This is a genomic window from Pantoea sp. X-Soil-OKNW-713 (genome assembly GCF_059730685.1).
Map to the genome: position 1 here is coordinate 1,092,693 of NZ_AP035995.1, position 23,186 is coordinate 1,115,878.

General features: G+C 52.1%; 21 protein-coding genes. 11 read left to right on the forward strand and 10 right to left on the reverse strand.

What is annotated here, in order from left to right; all coding sequences use genetic code 11:
* Positions 1-132: 132 nt before the first annotated feature.
* From cyoE to AC6I8R_RS04955, 7 genes are all read right to left on the reverse strand, one after another.
* The gene (gene cyoE, locus AC6I8R_RS04925; RefSeq protein ID WP_036627589.1) at positions 133-1,020 is read right to left on the reverse strand and encodes a heme o synthase; all 888 of its coding nucleotides are present in this window, start codon (positions 1,018-1,020) and stop codon (positions 133-135) included.
* A gap of 12 nt (positions 1,021-1,032) precedes the next feature.
* Positions 1,033-1,362 (reverse strand): cytochrome o ubiquinol oxidase subunit IV, encoded by a 330-nt coding sequence (locus tag AC6I8R_RS04930; RefSeq protein WP_036627544.1) that lies wholly within the window; start codon positions 1,360-1,362, stop codon positions 1,033-1,035.
* Positions 1,362-1,979 (reverse strand): cytochrome o ubiquinol oxidase subunit III, encoded by a 618-nt coding sequence (locus AC6I8R_RS04935; RefSeq protein WP_013508127.1) that lies wholly within the window; start codon positions 1,977-1,979, stop codon positions 1,362-1,364. The genes AC6I8R_RS04930 and AC6I8R_RS04935 overlap by 1 nt, the downstream gene beginning before the upstream one ends.
* Positions 1,979-3,961: a cytochrome o ubiquinol oxidase subunit I gene (gene cyoB / locus AC6I8R_RS04940; protein WP_021185845.1), complete on the reverse strand. Its 1,983-nt coding sequence runs from the start codon at positions 3,959-3,961 to the stop codon at positions 1,979-1,981. Before cyoB ends, AC6I8R_RS04935 begins: the two co-directional genes overlap by 1 nt.
* 4 nt (positions 3,962-3,965) lie before the next feature.
* Positions 3,966-4,892 (reverse strand): cytochrome o ubiquinol oxidase subunit II, encoded by a 927-nt coding sequence (cyoA, locus tag AC6I8R_RS04945; RefSeq protein ID WP_415174734.1) that lies wholly within the window; start codon positions 4,890-4,892, stop codon positions 3,966-3,968.
* Positions 4,893-5,329: 437 nt separating this feature from the next.
* Positions 5,330-6,823: a muropeptide MFS transporter AmpG gene (gene ampG / locus AC6I8R_RS04950; RefSeq protein WP_415174733.1), complete on the reverse strand. Its 1,494-nt coding sequence runs from the start codon at positions 6,821-6,823 to the stop codon at positions 5,330-5,332.
* Positions 6,824-6,876: 53 nt separating this feature from the next.
* Positions 6,877-7,455, reverse strand: coding sequence for a lipoprotein (locus AC6I8R_RS04955; RefSeq protein WP_021185842.1), 579 nt, complete (start codon positions 7,453-7,455; stop codon positions 6,877-6,879).
* A gap of 269 nt (positions 7,456-7,724) precedes the next feature.
* On the opposite strand from AC6I8R_RS04955, the gene bolA reads away from it, so the two are divergent.
* From bolA to AC6I8R_RS05000, 9 genes are all read left to right on the forward strand, one after another.
* The gene (gene bolA, locus AC6I8R_RS04960; protein ID WP_013508132.1) at positions 7,725-8,039 is read left to right on the forward strand and encodes a transcriptional regulator BolA; all 315 of its coding nucleotides are present in this window, start codon (positions 7,725-7,727) and stop codon (positions 8,037-8,039) included.
* A 304-nt stretch (positions 8,040-8,343) separates the two neighbouring features.
* A complete protein-coding gene (gene tig, locus AC6I8R_RS04965) occupies positions 8,344-9,648 on the forward strand; it encodes a trigger factor (protein ID WP_021185841.1) in 1,305 nt (434 codons plus the stop codon).
* 338 nt (positions 9,649-9,986) lie between these two features.
* Complete coding sequence (gene clpP / locus AC6I8R_RS04970; RefSeq protein WP_013508134.1) at positions 9,987-10,610, forward strand: ATP-dependent Clp endopeptidase proteolytic subunit ClpP; 624 nt, start codon at positions 9,987-9,989, stop codon at positions 10,608-10,610.
* Between the two features lie 128 nt (positions 10,611-10,738).
* Positions 10,739-12,010, forward strand: a complete 1,272-nt coding sequence (gene clpX / locus AC6I8R_RS04975) for an ATP-dependent protease ATP-binding subunit ClpX (RefSeq protein ID WP_021185840.1) — start codon at positions 10,739-10,741, stop codon at positions 12,008-12,010.
* Between the two features lie 190 nt (positions 12,011-12,200).
* Positions 12,201-14,555 (forward strand): endopeptidase La, encoded by a 2,355-nt coding sequence (gene lon, locus AC6I8R_RS04980; protein WP_013508136.1) that lies wholly within the window; start codon positions 12,201-12,203, stop codon positions 14,553-14,555.
* Between the two features lie 213 nt (positions 14,556-14,768).
* Complete coding sequence (hupB, locus tag AC6I8R_RS04985; protein ID WP_014606441.1) at positions 14,769-15,041, forward strand: nucleoid-associated protein HU-beta; 273 nt, start codon at positions 14,769-14,771, stop codon at positions 15,039-15,041.
* A gap of 240 nt (positions 15,042-15,281) precedes the next feature.
* Positions 15,282-17,150 carry a peptidylprolyl isomerase gene (gene ppiD, locus AC6I8R_RS04990; RefSeq protein ID WP_021185839.1) on the forward strand — a complete coding sequence of 623 codons (1,869 nt, stop codon included), beginning with the start codon at positions 15,282-15,284 and terminating at the stop codon, positions 17,148-17,150.
* 139 nt (positions 17,151-17,289) lie between these two features.
* Positions 17,290-17,613, forward strand: a complete 324-nt coding sequence (locus AC6I8R_RS04995) for a ComEA family DNA-binding protein (RefSeq protein WP_021185838.1) — start codon at positions 17,290-17,292, stop codon at positions 17,611-17,613.
* Between the two features lie 102 nt (positions 17,614-17,715).
* The gene (locus AC6I8R_RS05000; RefSeq protein WP_021185837.1) at positions 17,716-18,114 is read left to right on the forward strand and encodes an acyl-CoA thioesterase; all 399 of its coding nucleotides are present in this window, start codon (positions 17,716-17,718) and stop codon (positions 18,112-18,114) included.
* A 41-nt stretch (positions 18,115-18,155) separates the two neighbouring features.
* Here AC6I8R_RS05000 and queC read toward each other — a convergent pair whose 3' ends face one another.
* Together queC and AC6I8R_RS05010 are read right to left on the reverse strand one after the other, a co-directional pair.
* Positions 18,156-18,851, reverse strand: a complete 696-nt coding sequence (gene queC / locus AC6I8R_RS05005; RefSeq protein ID WP_497831975.1) for a 7-cyano-7-deazaguanine synthase QueC — start codon at positions 18,849-18,851, stop codon at positions 18,156-18,158.
* 26 nt (positions 18,852-18,877) lie between these two features.
* Positions 18,878-20,605 (reverse strand): SgrR family transcriptional regulator, encoded by a 1,728-nt coding sequence (locus AC6I8R_RS05010; protein ID WP_415174732.1) that lies wholly within the window; start codon positions 20,603-20,605, stop codon positions 18,878-18,880.
* Between the two features lie 94 nt (positions 20,606-20,699).
* On the opposite strand from AC6I8R_RS05010, the gene cof reads away from it, so the two are divergent.
* On the forward strand, positions 20,700-21,524 hold the full coding sequence (gene cof / locus AC6I8R_RS05015) for an HMP-PP phosphatase (RefSeq protein ID WP_415174731.1): 825 nt from the start codon (positions 20,700-20,702) through the stop codon (positions 21,522-21,524).
* 34 nt (positions 21,525-21,558) lie between these two features.
* Here the strand turns inward: cof and AC6I8R_RS05020 are convergent, their stop codons facing one another.
* Positions 21,559-22,593 carry a PLP-dependent cysteine synthase family protein gene (locus AC6I8R_RS05020; RefSeq protein ID WP_497831976.1) on the reverse strand — a complete coding sequence of 345 codons (1,035 nt, stop codon included), beginning with the start codon at positions 22,591-22,593 and terminating at the stop codon, positions 21,559-21,561.
* A gap of 115 nt (positions 22,594-22,708) precedes the next feature.
* Between AC6I8R_RS05020 and AC6I8R_RS05025 the strand changes: the two genes are divergently transcribed.
* Entirely contained in the window at positions 22,709-23,170 is a 462-nt protein-coding gene (locus AC6I8R_RS05025; protein ID WP_021185832.1) for an Lrp/AsnC family transcriptional regulator, read from the forward strand.
* Positions 23,171-23,186: the final 16 nt, after the last annotated feature.

Consider the following 23,186-nt stretch of genomic DNA (forward strand, 5'->3'; position numbering starts at 1 on the left):
TGCAACCTCTGTTAATTTGCTGCACTTATTCTAGGGAGCAGGGCAGGGCGGGTAAAACAATTGTTTTTAAGCGATGGTAACAAAAAGAAAGGGCGCGAAAATCGCGCCCTTTCATGGATTTGCGGAGCTAAATTACCAGACGTAAGTCAGCAGATCTTTTGACGCTGGGGTCATAAAATCCACCGACATCATTACGCTCAAAGCAGTGACAGCAACAATGGAGAAGACAAACAGTTTACGCGCCCAAACTTTATCGTTTGAGGTTTTGTAACCTGAAAGCGCCATCCCGAGCCACCAGACACTCACTGCCGCAGCAACGACCAGATATTTGTAGCCAGCGTAGCCGCCCAGCGACAGCATCAGCGTGGCAATCATAAACGCCAGGATATACAGCGTAATATGGTTTTTCGCCACGGAGATGCCTTTTACCACCGGCAGAACCGGGATGTTCGCTGCCTGGTAATCTTTAAAGCGGAAGATGGCAATCGCATAGGAGTGCGGCATCTGCCACAGGCTAAAGATCGCCAGCAAAATCAGCGCGCCAGCATCAAACTCGTTAGTCACCGCGCAGTATCCAATCACTGGCGGCATTGCGCCAGAGAGGCTACCAATCAGCGTACCGTAGACCGAATTACGCTTCATATAGAGGCTGTAAATGCCGACGTAGACTACGAAGCCCAGCACCGCCAGCCACATGGCCAGCGGGTTAGCACCGAAATAAAGCAACGCAAAGCCAGCAATACCTAATGCGGTTGCATAAACCAGGCTCACTTTCGCCGAGATAAGGCCTTTAACCAGCACTCGATTCCGCGTTCTCTCCATCTTGATATCGATATCGCGGTCAATCACGTTGTTGAAAACACAACCTGATGCGACAACCAGCGATACACCCACCAGTGAGATGACGAACAAGGTGTAATCAATGCTGCCTTTCGAAGCCAGCAGGAATCCACCGATCACAGAAATTAAATTGCCGAAAATAATTCCTGGTTTTGTTACTTGCAGGTATTGCTTAATCATCATGGGCGACTCTTAGTGGACCATCATGTTGTAGTTGAGGTTCCACATAATCCACAGTGAGCCTACTACGACAATCAAAATAATGACGGCCGCAAAGACAATGGCCACCATGTTCCAGCCACCCTCAGATTTGCTATCAAGGTGAAGGAAGTAGACCAGGTGCACCAGCACCTGAACCACCGCACACACCAGAACGACAGCCAGAATGGTGCCTTTAGAGGCGCCGCCATCCATCACCATCCAGAACGGGATCGCCGTCAGGATGATCGACAGGATGAAGCCGATCATGTAGGACTTCACGCTACCGTGTGATGCACCATGTTCGGTTGCTGAATGACTCATTACATGGCCCCCATCAGGTAAACAATGGTAAATACGCAGATCCACACCACATCCAGGAAGTGCCAGAACAGGCTGAGGCACATGATACGGGTGCGGTTAGTGGCGCTCAGACCACGCTTGGAGATCTGGAACATCAGCACTGCCATCCAGATCAGACCAGAGGTCACATGCAGACCGTGCGTCCCAACCAGCGTAAAGAATCCAGACAGGAAGCCGCTACGGTTTGGACCGAAGCCTTCCATGATCAGGTGATGGAATTCATAGATTTCCATCCCGATAAATCCGGCACCGAACAGGAAGGTCAACGCTAACCAGCTGATGACCGCGCCCTTGTTCTGGTTGTTCATCGCGATCACTGCCATACCATAGGTAATGGAGCTGAGCAGCAGCAGCGCGGTTTCTACCAGTACAAACGGCAGTTCGAAGATGTCTTTACCTGCCGGGCCACCGGCAGTGTTGTTGACCATAACTGCATAGGTCGCAAACAGCGTTGCGAAGATAATGCAGTCACTCATCAGGTAGATCCAGAAGCCAAAGATCTTATTGGCTCCTGCATCGTGATGCCCATGCTCCGCATGGGCGTCGTGGTGGTGTGTCGTCACAGTTTGAGTTGACATTATTTCAGACCTGCTTTGCTGATTTCGTCAAAGTGCTTCTTCTCGATCTGCTCGATTTCCGCAACCGGTACGTAGTAATCCACGTCTTCATCGAAGCTCTTCACAATCCAGGAGATGATCATGCCCAGGAAGGAAACAACCACCAGCCACCAGATGTGCCAGATAGCCGCGAAGCCGAAAATCGTACCGAAGGCAGCGATAACAATGGCAGCACCACTGTTTTTCGGCATATGAATTTCTTCATATTTAGCCGGCTGCTGATACGCTTCGCCTTTCTCTTTCATTTCCCAGAAAGCATCGCGCTCGTGAACGTGCGGGATTACAGCAAAGTTGTAGAACGGCGGCGGTGAAGAGGTTGCCCACTCCAGCGTACGACCACCCCACGGGTCACCGGTCAGATCACGGTTCTGGTCGCGGTCACGCACAGAAACGTAGAACATGATCAGCTGACACAGGATGCCACAGGCAATCAGCGCAGCACCGCAAGCCGCAACCACCAGCAGTGAGTGGAACTGCGGGTCGATGTCCTGGCTAACACGACGGGTCATACCCATGAAGCCCAGCGCATACAGCGGCATAAACGCTACGAAGAAGCCGATGATCCAGAACCAGAAGGCGCGTTTGCCCCAGGTTTCGTTCAGGGTAAAGCCGAAGGCTTTCGGGAACCAGTAAGTCACACCAGCCATACAACCGAACACCACACCACCGATGATAACGTTGTGGAAGTGCGCGATCAGGAACAGGCTGTTATGCAGAACGAAGTCCGCACCCGGTACCGCCAGCAGAACACCCGTCATACCACCAATGGAGAAGGTTACCAGGAAGCCGATGGTCCACAGCATTGCTGAGTGGAACTCGATACGACCCTGATACATGGTGAACAGCCAGTTGAAGATTTTCACGCCGGTCGGAATCGCGATGATCATCGTCATGATACCGAAGAAGGCGTTAACGTTGGCACCGGCACCCATGGTGAAGAAGTGGTGCAGCCAAACGATGAACGACAGTACGGTAATGGCGATGGTCGCCCACACCAGAGAGGTGTAACCAAACAGACGCTTTTTCGAGAAGGTGGCAGTGACTTCAGCGAAGACACCAAACACCGGCAGGACAAGGATGTATACTTCCGGGTGACCCCAGACCCAAATCAGGTTGACGTACATCATCATGTTACCGCCCATTTCGTTAGTGAAGAAATGGAAGTCGAGGTAACGGTCGAGGGTCAACAGTGCCAGCGTTACGGTCAGTACCGGGAACGCAGCGATGATCAGGACGTTAGTACACAGAGCAGCCCAGGTGAATACCGGCATTTTGAACAGGTCCATGCCCGGTGCACGCATCTTCAGAATGGTCACGAAGAAGTTGATACCGGTTAACGTGGTCCCGATACCGGATAGCTGGAGACTCCAGATCCAGTAATCGACCCCGACGCCAGGACTGTACTCCGCACCCGAAAGCGGCGGATAGGCCAGCCAGCCAGTCTGCGCGAACTCGCCCACACCCAGAGACAGGTTAACCAGGATCACACCGATCGCAGTGAACCAGAAGCTCAGGTTGTTCAGGAACGGGAAGGCAACGTCGCGTGCACCAATTTGCAGCGGAACCGCAACGTTCATCAGACCTACCACGAAAGGCATCGCCACGAAGAAGATCATAATCACGCCGTGGGCGGTGAAGATCTGGTCGTAGTGGTGCGGTGGTAGTATGCCTGCTTCCCCGGCGGAAGCCATCACCTGTTGGGTACGCATCATGACTGCATCAGCAAAGCCACGCAGCAGCATGACGAATGCCATGATGATGTACATGATACCCAGTTTTTTGTGGTCGATTGACGTCAGCCATTCAGACCAGAGATATTGCCATTTACCAAAGTAGGTGATGGCGGCAATGATAGCCAGACCACCTATGATGATACCGGCAACCGTGACCATGATAATCGGCTCATGGTACGGCACTGCATCCAGTGTTAATTTTCCGAACATCGTATTATTCCTCGGCTCCCGCGGAAGCGGCGTGACTCATGTCCATGCCTTCGTGCTCTGGCATGTCCATCTTCCCGTGGCTCATCTTGAACTTATCAATAACTTGTTTGAACAGTTCAGGGTTGGCCGTAGAGAAATATTCCACCGGGTGATTTTCGCTTGGCGCAGCCAGTTTCTCGAAATCATCCATGGTGGTCAGCGTGTCTGGAGCCGCTTTCACTTTGGCTACCCACTGCTGGAATTCCGCGTCGTCTTTGGTGGCAATGGCTTTGAACTTCATGCCAGAGAAACCGCGACCACTGAAGTTAGCAGACATACCGTCGAAAATTCCCGGCTCGTTGGCGATCAGGTGCAGTTTGGTCTGCATGCCCGCCATCGCGTAGATCTGACTACCCAGCGTAGGAATAAAGAAGGAGTTCATGACGGAGTTGGAGGTGATCTTGAAGCTGACCGGCGTATTTGCCGGGAAGGCAAGCTGGTTAACGGTTGCAATACCCTGTTCCGGGTAAATAAACAGCCATTTCCAGTCCAGCGCGACAACGTCGATCTCAACCGGTTTGACGTCAGAGGCCAGCGGTTTGCTCGGCTCCAGCGCGTGGGTTGATTTCCAGGTCAGAACGCCGAGGAAGAGAATGATCAGGATCGGAATGGTCCAGACCACGGCTTCCACTTTGTTAGAGTGTGACCAGTTGGGGCTATACTTCGCATTGGTATTGGTTGCCCGATATTTCCAGGCAAAAAACACCGCCATAAAGACTGCCGGGATTACGACGATCAACATCAAGCCAAAAGCTGTCAGAATCAACGAACGTTGCTCCAGTGCAATCTGTCCTTTGGGATTTAACAACGCACTATCGCAGCCACTGAGTAATACAGCGCCTGCAATTAATGACAAAATCCCCAAACTTTTATTGTATTTCCTGAGTCTCATTTAACGACCTCAATGACAAAGGGCTCTATTGTCGTTTAAGTGTGCGCGCATTTTACGGGAAGGTTTATGCAGTGTAAACCAGCTTAAGGATGTGTCAGAAGGCTGTTGACACCTTTTGCTAAGGGTGTCACAGATGTTGCGCAGGGTGACAAATTATTAACGCAGACAAGCAGTTGGTATTATTATAACAAAATCAAATGATAGAAACCGCAGTAAAATCAGGGAAAGCATAAACCGTACTTTTAATACCCATTTATTTAACAATTTTGCATCATTTTTGCGATAATGAATCTACAAAATAATTGCTCACCGGTTTTTAATATTCACGGCAATTGTTAATTTAATGTTTCTTTTTTACGTTGTAAAAAAATGCTATCCCATAAAATTTAGTCGCTGATATTTTTTAGTCAATTAATTCGACGACAAGAATATAGCGGCTAAACCTGATGGGTTTTTACCTGAGGGTGTTTTCGCAATGCGAGGCAATCAAGAGTCACCCCGAATGCCACCGCGATCAACGCCAGGCCCATTCCCACTTCAAACAGGTGAGCCAGTAGATTACCGGGTTGCCAGAATCCTGCGGCGCTCAGCGCCAGCGCCAGCAGCCAGACCGCCAGCATGGCGCAGCCAAGGCTAAACAAACGCACCGTCCAGCGATACCCTTGTTGCCACTGGCTACGGGGGAGAAATTCGCCGCTTTGCTGGATTGCATTCAGCGTGTTACGGCACACCCACAGCAGCAGCAGACCAGGCAAACCTGCAACGACGGTAAAGGCATAGAATGTTGGCCATCCCCAGAGTTCCACTAACCAGCCTGCGGCTGGCCCGACATACACTCGACCCACAGCGGAAAGTGCGGAAAGCAGGGCAAACTGTGTCGCAGAGAATGATTTGTTGCACAGTGTCATCAGCAGCGCGACAAAGGCGGCTGTCCCCATGCCGCCGCACAGGTTCTCAATAAATACCGCCCCTGCCATGCTCCATAAATGAGGCGGTGTTACCGCCAGTAGCCAGTACGCAAAATTCGATACCGCCTGCAACAGGCCAAAGATCATCAGCGCCCGGAACAGACTCAGGCGTTGCATCAGCACACCGCCATACAAAGCCCCAATGATGGTTGCCAGCAGCCCAAGCGTTTTGTTGACCAGGCCAACATCGCCCGGATTAAAGCCAACACCACGGATCAGAAAGGTCGTGGTGAGTGAGGCGGCAAAAGCATCGCCCAGCTTATAAAGGATGATAAGCGTAATCAGTAGCCAGGCATTATTGCGCTGGAAGAAATCTTTCAGCGGCAACGAGACGGCCTGGCGCAAATTACGAGGCTCATTCGCCGGAACTTCAGGTTCTTTAGCCAGCAAGGTCGCGATCAGACCTGGCAACATCAGTATGGCCATCAACCAGTAAGTGGCCTGCCAACCGAGATAACGATCGGCCAGCCACAGCGCAAGACCGCCGGAGATCAGCATCGCGAGGCGGTAGCCTAAAACGGTAATGGCTGCACCGCTGCCGCGTTCTTCGGGCGGTAAGATGTCGGTTTTCCAGGCATCAAACACAATATCTTGCGAGGCAGAACAGAACGCAACCAACACTGCGACTGCGGCCAGCAGCGTTAAATCCCGGGCGGGCTGCATAAAGCCCATTGCCACGATGCCGCCGATCAACAACAACTGCGTGACCAGCAACCAGCCGCGACGCCGACCGAGGAACGGTGGCGTATATCGGTCCATCATGGGTGACCACAGGAACTTAAAGACGTAGGCCTGGCCAACAAGGGAGAAGAAACCAATGGTTTTCAGGTCGATGTTCTCAACGGTCATCCACGCCTGCAACGTGCCAGCGGTTAACGCCAGCGGAAGTCCGGAGGCGAAGCCCAGTAACAGCAAAACGGCAGCATTACGTTGGGTAAAAATGCGCAGATAGTGAGAAGTCATAACGAACCTGAAGTGAAACCCGGCCAGCAATGACCGGGCGAAGAGCGACGGAATTAGCGGGCGTTCTGTTTAATGAAATTGTGGACGCTCGTATCTTGCGCCATATCAGAGATTACGTCACTTAACGTAGAGTTAACCGCGTTAGTAATTTTGTCATTCGTTGCAGTGAAGGCGCCTTCTACACTATAGGTCTGGCGGTAGTTTTTGACCTGCTTGTTACCATTTTTTGCGGTAGCAATAATAGAAATATCCGCTTTAGTGGTAATGCTGTAACGCACGTTGCCCTGGGTAACATCGGCATACAGGCCATTGACTACGATTTGCAGATCAACCGCACCGTTCGGGCCAACCATATAGCCTCGTGCGGTCATCTGTTTCTCCAGCACTTCCTGTAACAGGAAACGCATATCACGCGACGGCGTCAGGGTGACCAACTGACCATCTCGGTTGACTTTAGCCAGCGCCTGGTCGCTACGCTGATCGGCACCATTGATACTGACAGTCACGCCCATCAGGCTTGGGTCCTGCTGCGGCAGCTGAATTTTTGGTTGAATATTCAGCGTTGTATTATTGCTGGCACAGCCGGCCAAAATTAAGGCAGCCAGCAGAGGAAATAACAGTTTTTTCAACATACTCATTCTCATTAGCGGTATATGGGTTGGTTTGCAAAACTGCGGCCATCATAGCATTGCGTGAGTGTGAAAAAAGCCCTATGCCAGTGGAAATTGATTGTAAAGGGTTTTTTCAGATGGATGGAGATAAACCGGCGTTGACCTGGGTGACAGTATGGTTAAGATGCACACCCGGTATTATTTTTTCCTGCTTCCCTGCGGAAATGGCGAAAAACCTACTAATATTTAAACAGATGAGGCACAGCGCTCGCCGTAGAGGAGTGTTACCAATGATTCGCGAAGAAATAGAAGAAAAGCTGCGTAAGGCGTTCGAACCTGCACACCTCGAAGTGCATGATGAGAGCTACCGTCATAACGTGCCTGCTGGTTCTGAAAGTCACTTCAAAGTGGTGATCGTCAGTGACCGCTTTACCGGCCAGCGTTTCCTGGCTCGCCATCGCTCCATCTATAGCGAGCTGACGGCAGAGTTTGCCGGAGGAGTGCATGCGCTGGCACTGCATACCTACACACAAAAAGAGTGGGATGGTTTACAGGATACGGTACTGGCTTCCCCCAATTGCCGTGGTGCGGGTACGCTCGCCTGATTCTTCTCACTTCACCTGCCTAAAAAACGGCCTGCGGGCCGTTTTCACTTCCTTATTTACGCTTAAACGCGATCTGCGGCGCAAAAAAGCAGCAAAGTCGTTCAAAAGTGGTGACTTTGCAGCCTCGACTAGCCTGTATGATGCCGCTATAATGCGGCGTCTATTTTTCCGGAATGTCTTCGGGAGCTTCTGACAACAGGGAACAGGTTCTGTCAGCAGATGCCCTCCCGCTAGTTGGATACGGCGCATTTCATATGTGTGGTGTCTGAAGTTGACCGAGCACGCGATTTTTTGAGGTAGCAAGATGACAGTTTCAGTAGAAACCACTCAGGGTCTGGGCCGTCGCATTACGATTACTGTTGCAGCTGACAGCATCGAAAGCGCAGTGAAGAAAGAACTGGTGGATGTGGCGAAGAAAGTCCGTATCGATGGTTTCCGTAAAGGCAAAGTGCCGATGCAGATCGTAGCGCAGCGCTACGGTGCTTCTGTTCGCCAGGACGTGCTGGGCGATCTGATGCAGCGCAACTTTGTTGACGCCATCATTAAAGAGAAAATCAACCCGGCTGGCGCACCGAACTACGTGCCAGGCGAGTACAAGCTGGGTGAAGACTTCACCTACACCGTAGAATTTGAAGTCTACCCGGAAGTTGAGCTGAAAGGTCTCGACGCCATCGAAGTTGAGAAGCCGGTTGTTGAAGTGACCGACGCTGACGTCGATACCATGCTGGAAACCCTGCGTAAGCAGCAGGCGACCTGGAAAGAGAGCGATGCAGCGGCTGGTGCTGAAGATCGCGCGACCATCGACTTCACCGGTTCTGTTGACGGCGAAGAGTTTGAAGGTGGTAAAGCCTCTGACTTCGTACTGGCAATGGGCCAGGGCCGTATGATCCCAGGTTTTGAAGATGGCGTTGTGGGTCACAAAGCGGGTGAAACCTTCACCATCGACGTGAAATTCCCGGACGACTACCACGCGGAAAACCTGAAAGGTAAAGACGCGAAGTTCGAAATCGTACTGAAGAAAGTTGAAGTACGCGAACTGCCGGAACTGACCGAAGAATTCATCAAGCGTTTTGGCGTGGAAGATGGTTCAGTTGCGGGCCTGCGTACTGAAGTGCGTAAGAACATGGAACGCGAGCTGAAAGGTGCAATCCGTAACCGTCTGAAGTCTCAGGCGATCGACGGCCTGGTTAATGCCAACGCTATCGACGTACCGGCTGCACTGATTGACAGCGAAATCGATGTTCTGCGTCGCCAGGCGGCTCAGCGTTTCGGTGGCAACGAGAAGCAAGCGCTGGAACTGCCGCGCGAGCTGTTCGAAGAGCAGGCGAAACGCCGCGTTGTTGTTGGTCTGCTGCTGGGCGAAGTAATTCGCACCAACGAACTGCAGGCTGATGAAAACCGCGTTAAAGCGCTGATCGAAGAGATGGCTTCTGCCTACGAAGATCCGCAGGAAGTGATCGAGTTCTACAGCAAGAACAACGAGCTGATGAACAACATGCGCAACGTCGCGCTGGAAGAGCAAGCGGTTGAAGCGGTGCTGGAAAAAGCGAAAGTGACCGAAAAAGCCACCAACTTCCAGGAACTGATGAACCAGACCGCTTCGGCCTGATTCGTTAGTTAACACGAAGTGCGAAGCCCGCGACAAAAAGTCGCGGGCTTTTTTATTTTCTCACGCTGAAAAGTCTGGATTTGTCTTCTATTTGATTAATTAACCGGCAAATTATCCGATAAGCTCTTTTTCCGTGTTAGCGAATAGGGAAAAGGTTGTTATGCTTGAAATAACTGGGCAGCATCCCCAGATACAGGGAGAATGCATGAAGACAGTGAAACTGGCTGATTAACCGTCCTGTTGGTGTCGGAGTGAGGAGGCAGCGCATAGTTTTCATCGCGCGTCTCACGTAAAATCGGTACAGAATGTTGCCAACGAAATTTATCCAGGAGACGGTAATGTCATACAGTGGCGATCGTGAATTTACTGCACCGCACATGGCGCTGGTGCCAATGGTGGTCGAACAAACCTCGCGTGGCGAGCGTTCTTACGACATCTATTCCCGCCTGCTCAAAGAGCGTGTGATCTTTCTGACCGGCCAGGTTGAAGATCATATGGCTAACCTGATCGTGGCGCAGATGCTGTTTCTGGAAGCGGAGAATCCTGAGAAGGACATCTACCTCTACATTAACTCACCGGGTGGTGTGATTACCGCCGGTATGTCAATTTATGACACAATGAAATTCATTAAGCCGGACGTTAGCACCATTTGTATGGGCCAGGCCTGTTCAATGGGCGCGTTCCTGCTGACGGCAGGCACCAAAGGCAAACGCTTTTGCTTGCCTAACTCACGCGTGATGATCCACCAGCCGCTGGGTGGCTATCAAGGGCAGGCAACGGACATTGAGATCCATGCGCGTGAGATTCTGAAAGTGAAGCAGCGTATGAATGAATTGATGGCTGAACACACCGGTAAATCGCTGGAGCAGATTGAGCGTGACACCGAGCGTGATCGTTTCCTCTCTGCCAGTGAAGCGGTAGAGTATGGCCTGGTCGATTCTATTCTGACGCATCGCCAATAAGACACATCTGCCGGGTCCCTGGGCTATAGTTAACTGGACAACAGGCAGATGAGTTGAATGAATATCGGCCGTAACGTGCGGCCATTGCCGTACGCCCGTATGGCCCGAGAATGAAAAGAGGTTAGCTGATGACAGATAAGCGCAAAGACGGTTCAGGTAAGTTGCTGTACTGCTCTTTTTGCGGCAAAAGCCAGCATGAAGTGCGTAAGCTGATTGCCGGGCCGTCAGTGTATATCTGCGACGAATGTGTCGATTTATGTAACGACATCATTCGCGAAGAGATTAAAGAAGTCGCCCCGCATCGCGAGCGCAGCGCACTACCGACGCCGCATGAAATCCGCCATCATCTCGATGATTATGTTATCGGGCAGGAAAAGGCGAAAAAGGTGCTGGCTGTAGCGGTATATAACCACTACAAACGCTTGCGCAATGGTGACACCAGCAATGGCATTGAACTGGGTAAAAGTAACATTCTGCTGATCGGTCCAACCGGTAGCGGTAAAACCCTGCTGGCGGAAACGCTGGCACGCTTACTGGATGTACCATTCACCATGGCCGACGCCACCACGCTGACCGAAGCGGGTTACGTGGGCGAGGATGTGGAAAACATCATTCAGAAGCTGCTGCAAAAATGCGATTACGATGTGCAGAAAGCCCAGCGCGGTATTGTCTACATTGATGAAATCGACAAGATTTCACGTAAGTCGGACAACCCGTCTATCACCCGTGACGTATCGGGCGAGGGCGTACAGCAGGCGTTACTGAAACTGATCGAAGGTACCGTGGCAGCCGTGCCGCCGCAGGGTGGTCGTAAGCATCCGCAGCAGGAGTTTTTGCAGGTTGATACCTCAAAAATCCTGTTTATCTGTGGTGGTGCTTTCGCCGGTCTCGACAAAGTGATTTCTCAACGCACAGAAACCGGTTCAGGCATTGGTTTTGGCGCAACGGTGAAAGGCAAATCGCAGAAAGCGAGCGAAGGTGAACTGCTGTCTCAGGTAGAGCCGGAAGATTTGATCAAGTTCGGTCTGATTCCTGAGTTTATTGGCCGTCTGCCCGTCGTGGCAACGCTGAATGAACTGAGTGAAGAAGCCCTGATCCAGATTCTGCGTGAGCCGAAAAACGCCCTGACCAAACAGTACCAGGCATTGTTTAACCTGGAAGGCGTTGAGCTGGAGTTCCGTGACGAAGCGTTAACGGCGATTGCCAAAAAAGCAATGTCACGCAAAACCGGTGCGCGTGGTCTGCGTTCGATTGTTGAAGCTGCCTTACTCGAAACCATGTACGACCTGCCTTCAATGGAAGACGTCGAAAAAGTGGTGATTGATGAGTCAGTGATTGATGGCCAGTCCGAGCCAATGTTGATCTACGGAAAGCATGAAGCTCAAGCCTCTGGCGAATAAATAAACAATTAAACCACGTTGTTATCTTATAAAAGGGGAAAATCTTTCCCCTTTTGTTTTTCTCACGCCTGTGACATTGAATGTCGGATAAGCATCCCCATATACTCAATATCCTGTGGGTTTAACTGCATATTGATTGTGATCAGGCGGTTCCCATCACCTGGCGGACATTAAACTAAGAGAGAGCTCTATGAATCCTGAGCGTTCTGAACGCATTGAAATCCCTGTGTTGCCTCTGCGCGACGTAGTGGTTTATCCGCACATGGTAATTCCGTTGTTTGTGGGTCGGGAAAAATCGATTCGGTGCCTCGAAGCCGCTATGGATCATGATAAGAAGATCATGCTGGTTGCACAGAAAGAGGCTTCAACGGATGAACCTGGTATTAACGATCTCTTCTCTGTAGGGACCGTCGCTTCGGTATTGCAAATGCTGAAGCTGCCGGATGGTACGGTTAAAGTGCTGGTTGAAGGTTTACAGCGCGCACATATCACCACGCTGGCAGATAATGGCGACCACTTCGTTGCCCAGGCTGAGTATCTGATCTCGCCCGAAATCGAGGAGCGCGAGCAGGAAGTGCTGGTCCGTACGGCCATCAATCAGTTTGAAGGCTACATCAAGCTTAATAAAAAAATTCCTCCTGAGGTTTTGACCTCACTTAACAGTATTGACGATGCAGCCCGTCTGGCTGACACCGTTGCGGCGCATATGCCGTTGAAACTGGCCGACAAACAATCGGTGCTGGAGATGTCCGACGTCAATGAGCGTCTGGAATATCTGATGGCGATGATGGAGTCAGAAATCGATCTGCTACAGGTTGAGAAGCGTATTCGCAACCGCGTGAAAAAGCAGATGGAAAAAAGCCAGCGCGAGTATTACCTCAATGAGCAAATGAAGGCGATTCAGAAAGAGCTGGGCGAGATGGACGATGCGCCTGACGAATATGAAGCGCTGAAACGCAAAATTGAAGCGGCGAAAATGCCGACCGAAGCGCGTGAAAAAGCCGAAGCGGAATTGCAGAAGCTGAAAATGATGTCGCCGATGTCAGCAGAAGCGACCGTGGTACGTGGCTACATCGACTGGATGGTGCAGGTACCGTGGAATGCGCGCAGCAAGGTGAAAAAAGACCTGCGTAAAGCGCAGGAAACGCTGGATACCGACCATTACGGTCTGGAACGTGTCAAAGACCGTATCCTTGAATATCTTGCGGTCCAGAGCCGTGTCAGCAAAATCAAAGGGCCGATTCTGTGCCTGGTCGGACCGCCGGGGGTAGGTAAAACCTCGCTGGGTCAGTCGATTGCGAAAGCAACTGGCCGTAAATATGTCCGTATGGCGTTGGGTGGGGTGCGTGATGAAGCAGAGATTCGTGGACATCGCCGTACTTACATAGGTTCAATGCCGGGCAAATTGATCCAGAAAATGGCGAAAGTGGGGGTGAAAAACCCGCTGTTCCTGCTGGATGAAATCGACAAAATGTCGTCCGACATGCGTGGTGATCCGGCTTCGGCATTGCTTGAAGTGCTGGATCCGGAACAGAACATTGCGTTTAACGATCACTATCTGGAAGTGGATTACGATCTGTCAGACGTGATGTTTGTGGCGACCTCAAACTCGATGAACATCCCGGCACCGCTGCTGGACCGTATGGAAGTGATTCGTCTGTCTGGTTATACCGAAGATGAAAAACTGAACATCGCCAAACAGCACCTGCTGCCGAAACAGATTGAACGTAACGCGCTGAAAGAGAAAGAAATCAGCGTTGATGACAGCGCCATTATGGGCATCATTCGCTACTACACCCGTGAAGCGGGCGTGCGTAGTCTGGAACGTGAACTCTCCAAACTGTGCCGTAAAGCTGTGAAAGCGCTGCTGATGGACAAAGCGAAAAAACACATCACCATCAACGGTGATAACCTCAAAGATTTCCTTGGGGTTCAACGCTTTGATTACGGTCGCGCGGATAGCGAAAACCGTGTTGGTCAGGTAACCGGTCTGGCGTGGACGGAAGTGGGCGGTGACTTGCTGACCATCGAAACCGCCTGTGTTCCGGGCAAGGGTAAACTGACTTACACCGGTTCGCTGGGTGAAGTGATGCAGGAGTCAATCCAGGCAGCATTGACTGTCGTGCGTGCGCGTGCAGAGAAATTGGGTATCAACGGTGATTTCTATGAGAAACGTGATATCCATGTGCATGTGCCAGAAGGTGCCACACCGAAAGATGGTCCTAGCGCGGGTATCGCGATGTGTACCGCGCTGGTGTCCTGCCTGACGGGTAATCCGGTGCGTTCTGATGTGGCAATGACCGGTGAGATCACTTTGCGTGGTCAGGTGCTGCCAATCGGTGGTTTGAAAGAAAAACTGCTGGCAGCGCATCGTGGTGGCATCAAAACGGTGTTGATCCCGGACGAGAACAAACGCGATCTGGAAGAAATTCCGCAGAACGTGATCGCCGATTTGACCATTCATCCGGTGAAACGCATTGAAGAAGTGCTGAACCTGGCATTGGAAAATGCCCCTTACGGTATGCAGGTTGCGACGGCAAAATAGTGATTAACGGCAAAAACCGTTAAAAAGCGAGGCGGGCAGGCGAAATGGTGCTTGCCAGCCTTTTTTTGTGCCGCTAAGTTAGGGGGCTGCTGGATCAACGATTAAGACGAATACCGTTGTTTCGGCTCAACAGGCTTGATATAACTGGCTGCGCGTTCGTATCCGGCGGGAAGCGCGGATGCGATGTGAATAATAAAAGAGGGGATGAATAGAGTGAATAAGTCACAGTTGATCGACAAAATTGCTGCAGATGCGGATATTTCTAAGGCAGCAGCTGGACGTGTATTAGATGCATTCATGGGTTCCGTTTCTGACGCGCTGAAAGGCGGTGATGAAGTGGCATTAGTTGGTTTCGGTACATTCTCTGTTCGTGAGCGTGCTGCTCGCACAGGCCGTAACCCGCAAACCGGTAAAGAAATCACCATTCCGGCTGGTAAAGTGCCGGGCTTCCGTGCTGGCAAGGCACTGAAAGACGCTGTCAATTAATGACCGCTGTCACATCCGTTGAAGCATTTTCTTCAGCGGATTGAGGACGCAAAAGCCGTTCTCATGTAACATACGGGCACATCAATTTTGATGTGCCTTTTTTTATTCTGATGCGCAGCAAATGGCCCCTTTGGCTGTTGTCTCCGCAGGGTTGTCAGCTGCCAGCCTGAATTGCAGTTGCGCGATGATGACATCGTGTCAGAGCTTTACATTCACACTACAGCGGAGTGTTGTCATACCATGATGGACAATTTACGTGCGGCGGGTAATCACGTCGTGCTCAAAATCATTCTGGGATTGATTATCCTGTCCTTTGTTCTGACTGGGGTGGGTAACTACCTGATTGGCGGTAACAGTGATTATGCTGCCAAAGTTAACGGACATGAGATCAGTCGTGGAGAGCTGGAGCAGGCGTTCAACACTGAGCGGAATCGTCAGCAGCAGATGCTGGGCGACCAATTCTCTCAGCTGGCAAGTAATGAAGGCTACATGCAGCAGATGCGTCAGCAGGCCCTTTCTCAGCTGATTGACCAGGCTTTGCTCGATCAGTACATCAAAGATCTGCACATGGGTATCAGTGACGATCAGGTCAGGGATGCGATTTTCAATCAGCAGGCTTTCCAGACCAATGGTAAGTTCGACAACGCCAAATACAACGGTCTGATTACCAGCATGGGCTTCACTGCCGATCAATACGCTGAAGCGCTGCGTAAACAGCTGGCAAACCAGCAACTGATCAACGCCGTAGCAAACACCGACTTTATGCTTAAAGGCGAAACCAGCAAGCTGGTTGATCTGGTGGCGCAGCAGCGCGAAATTCGTCAGGCCATCATTGATGTCAATGCATTGGCGGCGAAACAAACAACCACCGATGACGAAATCAGCCAGTACTATCAACAGCATCAAAGCAGCTTTATGGCACCGGAGCAGTTCCGCGTCAGCTATATCAAGATGGATGCGGCGAGCTTGCAGGAAAACGCCAGCGAAGCGGATATTCAGAGCTGGTTTGATCAACACAAAGCCGACTACTCGCAGCCGCAACGTAACCGCTACAGTGTCATTCAGACCAAAACTGAAGCGGATGCCAATGCCGTGTTGGATGCGCTGAAAAAAGGCGAAGATTTCGCTACCCTGGCGAAAAGCAAATCCATCGACCCGATCTCTGCCCGTAAAGGCGGCGACATGGGCTGGCTGGAACCGAACACCACGCCGGATGAACTGAAAAATGCCAATCTGACCGAGAAAGGCCAGCTTTCAGGTGTGATCAAATCCTCGGTTGGTTTCCTGATTGCCCGTCTGGATGATATCCAGCCGGAGCAGGTTAAGCCGCTGTCAGAAGTGCACGATGCAGTTGCTGAAAAAGTGAAGCAGGAAAAAGCGGTTGATGCCTTCTATAAAATGCAACAGAAGGTCAGCGAAGCCGCCAGCAATGACAATGAATCACTGGCAGGCGCAGCAGAGGCTTCTGGCCTGAAAGTGGTTGAAACTGACTGGTTCAGTCAGGATAGCGTGCCGCAGGACCTGGATTTCGATGCGGTTAAACAAGCCATTTTCAACGGTGGCTTAGTCGGACAGAATGGTGCGCCGGGTAATAACTCCGACATCATCTCAGTGGATGGCGACCGCGCGTTTGTCCTGCGTATCAGCGAGCACAAACCTGAAGCAGTCAAACCGCTGGATCAGGTCAAAGCACAAATCGCCGATACCCTGAAGCATGATAAAGCAACCCAGCAGGCGAAAGAGCAGGCGAATAAGTTGCTGGCCGATCTCAACGCCGGTAAGCAGGATGTGCTGCAAGCCGCCGGTCTGACGCTGAGCGCCAGCAAAACCGTCGATCGCAATGCGCAGGACCCGGTAGCACAGTCTGCATTCAACCTGCCGCAGCCGGTTGACAACAAACCGTCATGGGGCGTGAGCGAAGACATGCAGGGTAATGTGGTACTGGTGGCACTGGATAAAGTCAGCACTGGCAGCATGCCACAACCGCAGATTGACCAGATGGTGAAAGGTGTGACGCAGAATAACGCGCAAATCGCCTTCGAAGCCCTGCTGGAAAACCTGCGCAAAGAGGCCAAGATCAAGTACGGCGCAGCCGCACAAATGCAGTAAGCCTCGCAAAAAAATCAGAATGGTTGAAACAGACAAAGGCCGCTTATGCGGCCTTTTCCATTTCTGAGATTCGGCTTTTGAGCCTGATTCTGTGCTGTGACACTCTGCATCTGCTGTTAAACACAAGGAGAGACACAGCATGATCAAACAAACTTTTCAGGTCTTATTCTTCTCGCTGGCCCTTGGCGGTACGGTGTGTTCCACCAGTCTGGCAGCGGCAGAAAGCCCCAGTGAGACACAGGCAACGCAGGTATCACCGCCAGCGGAAGGACAGGTCAGCATCAATCAGGCAAGCGCAGAAGAACTTGCAGCTGCAATGAATGGTATTGGCCTGAAGAAAGCCCAGTCTATCGTTAGTTATCGCGAACAATACGGCCCATTTACCGCAATTGAGCAATTAAAGGAGGTGCCAGGTATCGGTAGCGCGTTGGTTGAGCGTAACAGTGCCCGCCTGAAACTGTGAGAAAGCTCGCGACTCAGGAAGGATGAGGTCAACCTGCATTTACGCTGTGCTATGCTCAACAGGTCCAACCAGTTGTCATTCACAGCGTAATCAGGAGCAATAATGCAGACCACGATCAAAGTGCGCGGTTACCATCTTGACGTCTATCAGCACGTAAACAATGCGCGTTACCTGGAGTTTCTGGAGGAGGCGCGCTGGCAATGGCTGGAGGATGTCGATGCGTTCAACTGGCTGGTACAGCAGAAGCTCGCTTTTGTGGTGGTGAATATCAACATTAACTATCGCCGCCCGGCAGTGCTGGGCGACGTGCTGACGATTGAGAGTGAGATTGCGCAGTTGAATGGCAAGAGTGGCGTTATTTCACAGCGGGTGTTGTTAGCCGGCGATGGTTCACCGGTTGCCGATGCGGCATTAACCTTTGTCTGCATTGACCTGCGTACGCAAAAAGCAGTGCCAATGGAAGGGGAGTTACGCGAACGGCTGGCGGCATTAATGGTATGACGAGAGGCTGGCGTCAGCGACGCCAGCAGGGTGAAGCGGGATCAGGCCAGCCCGCTTTTTTGTTTCATCTGCGCCATGATGGCTGAGGCATTAGCCTGATAATCCGCCAGACCACGGGCGCGCAGATGGCAGGCAGCACATTCGCCACAACCGTCACCTTTGACGCCGTTATAGCAGGTCAGGGTTTCCGCACGCACCAGCGGTAACTGCTGCCAGTAATCCGCCAGTGCCCATGTCTCCGCTTTGTTGAGCCACATCAGCGGCGTTTCGAAACGAATATTGCGCGCCATGCCCAGGCTGACGGCGTTATTCAACGCTTTGACGAATTCATCGCGACAGTCAGGGTAACCGGAAAAATCGGTTTCACACACCCCGGTGATGACGGCTTCGGCTTCCACCTGGTATGCATAAATCGAGGCCAGCGTTAAAAACAGAATGTTGCGTCCCGGCACGAAAGTACTCGGCAGGCCGCTGGCGTTGGGATCATAGGTCGGCACCGGGATGTTATCACGCGTCAGGCTGCTGACCGCCAATTCGTTCAGCAGCGTTACATCCAGCACCTTATGCGCGCATGCGCCAAGTTTCTTTGCCAGTTCGGCCGCAACCTCAATTTCTTCGCGATGACGCTGGCCATAATCAAAGGTGACGCAATGCACTTCATCATACTGCTGCAACGCCTGAATTAAACAGGTGGTGGAGTCTTGTCCGCCACTGAATACTACAACGGCTCTTTTCATCTTTTCTTCCGTATAAAACCCAGCCCTTATGGTAATGGCTCAGCTGTGTGATGAACAGTATCGACTGCGGCGGGAGGAGGGATCCACGCGCGGGTAAAGTCGAACCAGCCCAGGCTGTTAAGTTGAATGCCTTCCACGCCGGGAGGGGCAGAGATTTGATAGCGATAATTAAATAACGGCAGTAGATAACCGGCGCGCATCAGTTGCTCAAACAGCTGGTGGCTAAGAATAGCACGCTGCCCCGGGTCCTGTTGTTGCGCAATTTCGCGCAGATGCTGACGTAAATGGATCGCACTTTGCGTTCCCCGGAGTGGCTGCCATAGTGGATCGTTCTCCAGCCAGCTTACGAGGGTAAACAGTGGCGCGTCACCAATCAGGCGATCGCCCATCACCAGATCGGCTTCGGCCAGTTCACGTTCATCGCGCCAACTTTTGACGTCATGAAATATGCAAGTCAGCTGGCAGCCCTGCGCGGCTAATAGCGGCTTCAGGGCTTCCGCCATCACATGTAATTCCACTGGCAGATGATAATGCAAGGTGAGTGCAGCAGGCAGTGTGACCAGCGTTTCTTCCGAGGCAGGCACCGGCCAGCCCGGCAGCAACTCCTGGCTGGGAGTGATCAAGCCTTCATCCAGCGGCAACTGTTGGATCATGCCACTTCGCTGAATCAGGGCAATTAAGGTTTTAGCCTGTGCAGTACTCAGGCGTGCTGAGAGACGGGGAGCCAGATAACAGAATCCGAGACTGATGCTGCGATCGACCGGGCGCAGTGTATCCAGCTCGTCAGGATCGCCAATGGCGATTTGTACCGGATGACGGCAACTGGTGCCCAGGGTGCGATCAAACAGTTGGGGGGTGATCCAGTATTCAACCGCCTGAATCAATGGTCGTTGCAGATGCCAGCGCGCATGACTTTCCAGTCGTACCAGCTCAGCGGCGAAATGCGTCAGTTTCCATGCACCGCTACCGATGTCATCACGTTCAGGATGTGGCAACAGGCAGTATTGGTGCGCCAACCGTTGTGGCAGCCAGTAGTCACTGTGACGCAGGCGAATACGTAGCGCCAGTGGATGGGGCGCAGTGATACTTTCCACCGAGGCAAGCAGTCGCAACCCCGGAGTACTATGGCGGATCTTGTTAAACTGCGTGACCAGTTGTGCGGCATACAGCGGTTCATCGTTATGCCAGCTTAATTGCGGGCGCAACCAGAAAAACCAGTCACAGCCCGTGGCGTCATGTTGCCAGTGGTGAGCCAAATCACCCACGACATCGTCGCCGTTGAAGCGTGTCAGACCAGAGAAAATCTGGCGCGCCAGATGCTGTTCGGCACGTCCGGTTATTCTCAGCGGGCGCAAGGGTTCAAGGGCACGATAGTAGGGAATGCGTAGTACCGGAGCCTGGTTAAGCCACTGACCGCCCATCAACGGACGCAACATGTTCAACAGATGATCGGGTTGCACATCCAGCACCTGCAATGCCTGCACCGCTTCGCCTGCGGCGAGTTGCTGCTGCAAAAGTTGCTGGCGTAGCTGTTCCGGTGACGTGAGAAAGGTCAGGATTCCCTGTTTACCGCGCCCCGCAGCACCCTGCCAACGCAGCCAACCCGCGTCCTGCCACTGGCGCAGCAGGGTGCGAATATGGCGTTCGCTGCAAAAGCAGTGCTGTGCCATGGCGGAAACACTCAGTTGCTGGGGAGCACCCTGGCTAAGTTGCCAGAGCCGCTGGAATTGATTGACCCGATGAAGTTGCCGCATCACCTAAACCCGGAACAGTTTTCGAAAAGTATTCACTATTAGTTCCGCAATTACCAGGCGATAGTGGGAGTATCACACCGACAGGAGAACTCGCATGGCCCGCCTCGCGGCATTTGATATGGACGGTACGCTCCTGCTGCCGACTCATCGCCTGGGTACAGAAACTCTCGCCAGTTTGCATGCCCTGCATCAACGTGACGTCACGCTGGCGTTTGCTACCGGACGTCATCTGCTGGATATGCAGCCGGTGGTACGTGAGCAAATCACGCTACCCGCCTGGCTGATTACCGGCAATGGTACCCGCGTACACGATCTGGATGGCAAACAGTTATATGGCTGCGATCTGCCGCCTTCTATCGCCGAAGAGGTGATTCATCGCCACTGGCAAACACCTGCGACCATTCATATTTTCAATGATGAAGGCTGGTTTACCGACAAACCGCTGCCCTGGGTACGGGAAGCGCATGTAATGAGCGGCTTCCACTATCAACTGCGTGATCTGCAACGTATGTCGGCGCATGAAGTCACCAAGATCTGTTTTATTGCCCCGCATGAGACGTTGTGTTCACTGAAAACCGAACTGGATGCGGCATTGGGTGAACGCGCGAATATCTGTTTTTCTGCCTGGGATTGCCTGGAGGTCTTACCGCTGGATTGTCACAAAGGAGCGGCTCTGGCGCGACTATGCCAGCATCTTTCCCTGTCGCTTGCCGATTGTATGGCGTTTGGCGATGCCATGAACGATCGCGAAATGCTGGACCGTGTCGGCAACGGTTTCATCATGGGCAATGCCATGCCTCAATTGAAAGCGGAGTTGCCGCATTTGCCGGTTATTGGACGTTGCGAGACACAGGCTGTGTCTCACTATTTAAATCACTGGATGACCACACCACACCTCGATTATTCCCCCGAATGCTGAGGCTTGCAGTGAACCGGACAGGATGTCCGGTTTTTTATTGCATCTCTCGCTGCCACGGCTGGATATCGCCAATGTGCTGCGCGACCCATTCCGCGTTGTAATAGGTATCCGGATAGCGTTCGCCGCTGTCGCACAGTATCGTTACCAGCGAACCTTGTTCACCCCGTTCACGCATACGTTTCGCCACCTGCAACATACCCCAGAAATTGGTGCCAGTGGAGGCTCCCGGACGACGGCCGAGAATCTGTTCCAGCTTCAGCATGGCAGCAACGGTTGCGGCATCCGGCACCTTGATCATCTCGTCAATCACATCGGGTAAAAACGACGGTTCAACGCGTGGACGGCCAATGCCTTCAATCATGCTGCCGCGATCGCTACTCAGTCCGCGCTCGCGGCTGTGCCAGAAATCAAAAAACACCGAGTGCTCAGGGTCGACCACCAGCAGTCGGGTGTCATAGCCCTGATAACGGATATAACGCCCGAGGGTGGCGGAGGTTCCGCCCGTACCCGCACTCATAATCAGGGTATGTGGCACCGGGCAAGGTTCATGTGCCATCTGGCGAAAGATGCTCTCAGCGATGTTGTTATTGCCGCGCCAGTCAGTGGCACGCTCAGCATAGGTAAACTGATCCATAAAATGGCCGTTCAACTCACGCGCCAGTCGTTCCGATTCGCTATACAACTGGCAGGGGTCGGTCACGAAATGACACTCCCCACCATAAAAGCGGATCAACTCGATTTTACGTTTAGCAGTGCTGGCGGGCATCACGGCAATAAATGGCAGCCCCAGCAAACGCGCAAAATAGGCTTCTGAAACCGCAGTGCTGCCGGAAGAGGCTTCAATAATTGGCGTTCCCTGGCGGATCCAACCATTGGCCAGGCCGTACAAAAACAGCGAACGCGCCAGACGGTGTTTCAGGCTACCGCTCGGATGGGTGCTTTCATCTTTCAGGTAAAAACCGATGCCGGGAAAATCATCCAGGTTAAAGCGAATCAGATGGGTGTCGGCAGAGCGCTGAAAATCAGCGTTAATTTCGTTAATAGCGTGACGAATCCAGGGCGTTTGCATGCTAAGTTTCCGCAAAATTTAATCGCCACAGTGTAAGGCACTGGCAGGAAAAAGAGGTTGCTTTAATCGGTGTATAATGGCTCGATGAGAGAAAAATTTTCTCCCGGAGAGGCAAATGCTAGATAAAACTGACCGTAAACTGCTGGCGTTATTACAGCAGGATTGCACCTTGTCACTCCAGACGCTGGCAGATGCGGTCAATCTCACTACCACACCGTGCTGGAAACGCCTGAAAAAACTGGAAGATGATGGCATTATTCGTGCGCGTGTGGCGCTGTTGGACGGCGATAAAATCGGTCTGGCGCTGACCGCGTTCATGTTTGTCAAAACCCAGCAGCACAGCAGCGACTGGTATCAGCAATTTGTCAGCGTGGTTCAGCAGATGCCGGAGGTGATGGCGTTCTACCGTATGGCCGGCGAATATGACTATCTGCTGCGTATTCAGGTGGCAGATATGAAAAGTTACGATGGTTTTTATAAGCGGCTGGTGAATGGCGTACCGGGTCTGATTGACGTGACCTCCAGTTTCGCGATGGAAGAAATTAAATACACAACCGCATTGCCGGTAGCACCCTGACGGGTAAAGAAAGAGA

Bases quoted from the DNA above. Each gene is read 5' to 3' on its own strand.
- cyoE (WP_036627589.1), bottom strand. From the start codon at position 1,020: ATGATTAAGCAATACCTGCAAGTAACAAAACCAGGAATTATTTTCGGC.
- AC6I8R_RS04930 (WP_036627544.1), bottom strand. From the start codon at position 1,362: ATGAGTCATTCAGCAACCGAACATGGTGCATCACACGGTAGCGTGAAG.
- AC6I8R_RS04935 (WP_013508127.1), bottom strand. From the start codon at position 1,979: ATGTCAACTCAAACTGTGACGACACACCACCACGACGCCCATGCGGAG.
- cyoB (WP_021185845.1), bottom strand. From the start codon at position 3,961: ATGTTCGGAAAATTAACACTGGATGCAGTGCCGTACCATGAGCCGATT.
- cyoA (WP_415174734.1), bottom strand. From the start codon at position 4,892: ATGAGACTCAGGAAATACAATAAAAGTTTGGGGATTTTGTCATTAATT.
- ampG (WP_415174733.1), bottom strand. From the start codon at position 6,823: ATGACTTCTCACTATCTGCGCATTTTTACCCAACGTAATGCTGCCGTT.
- AC6I8R_RS04955 (WP_021185842.1), bottom strand. From the start codon at position 7,455: ATGTTGAAAAAACTGTTATTTCCTCTGCTGGCTGCCTTAATTTTGGCC.
- bolA (WP_013508132.1), top strand. From the start codon at position 7,725: ATGATTCGCGAAGAAATAGAAGAAAAGCTGCGTAAGGCGTTCGAACCT.
- tig (WP_021185841.1), top strand. From the start codon at position 8,344: ATGACAGTTTCAGTAGAAACCACTCAGGGTCTGGGCCGTCGCATTACG.
- clpP (WP_013508134.1), top strand. From the start codon at position 9,987: ATGTCATACAGTGGCGATCGTGAATTTACTGCACCGCACATGGCGCTG.
- clpX (WP_021185840.1), top strand. From the start codon at position 10,739: ATGACAGATAAGCGCAAAGACGGTTCAGGTAAGTTGCTGTACTGCTCT.
- lon (WP_013508136.1), top strand. From the start codon at position 12,201: ATGAATCCTGAGCGTTCTGAACGCATTGAAATCCCTGTGTTGCCTCTG.
- ppiD (WP_021185839.1), top strand. From the start codon at position 15,282: ATGATGGACAATTTACGTGCGGCGGGTAATCACGTCGTGCTCAAAATC.
- AC6I8R_RS04995 (WP_021185838.1), top strand. From the start codon at position 17,290: ATGATCAAACAAACTTTTCAGGTCTTATTCTTCTCGCTGGCCCTTGGC.
- AC6I8R_RS05000 (WP_021185837.1), top strand. From the start codon at position 17,716: ATGCAGACCACGATCAAAGTGCGCGGTTACCATCTTGACGTCTATCAG.
- queC (WP_497831975.1), bottom strand. From the start codon at position 18,851: ATGAAAAGAGCCGTTGTAGTATTCAGTGGCGGACAAGACTCCACCACC.
- AC6I8R_RS05010 (WP_415174732.1), bottom strand. From the start codon at position 20,605: ATGCGGCAACTTCATCGGGTCAATCAATTCCAGCGGCTCTGGCAACTT.
- cof (WP_415174731.1), top strand. From the start codon at position 20,700: ATGGCCCGCCTCGCGGCATTTGATATGGACGGTACGCTCCTGCTGCCG.
- AC6I8R_RS05020 (WP_497831976.1), bottom strand. From the start codon at position 22,593: ATGCAAACGCCCTGGATTCGTCACGCTATTAACGAAATTAACGCTGAT.
- AC6I8R_RS05025 (WP_021185832.1), top strand. From the start codon at position 22,709: ATGCTAGATAAAACTGACCGTAAACTGCTGGCGTTATTACAGCAGGAT.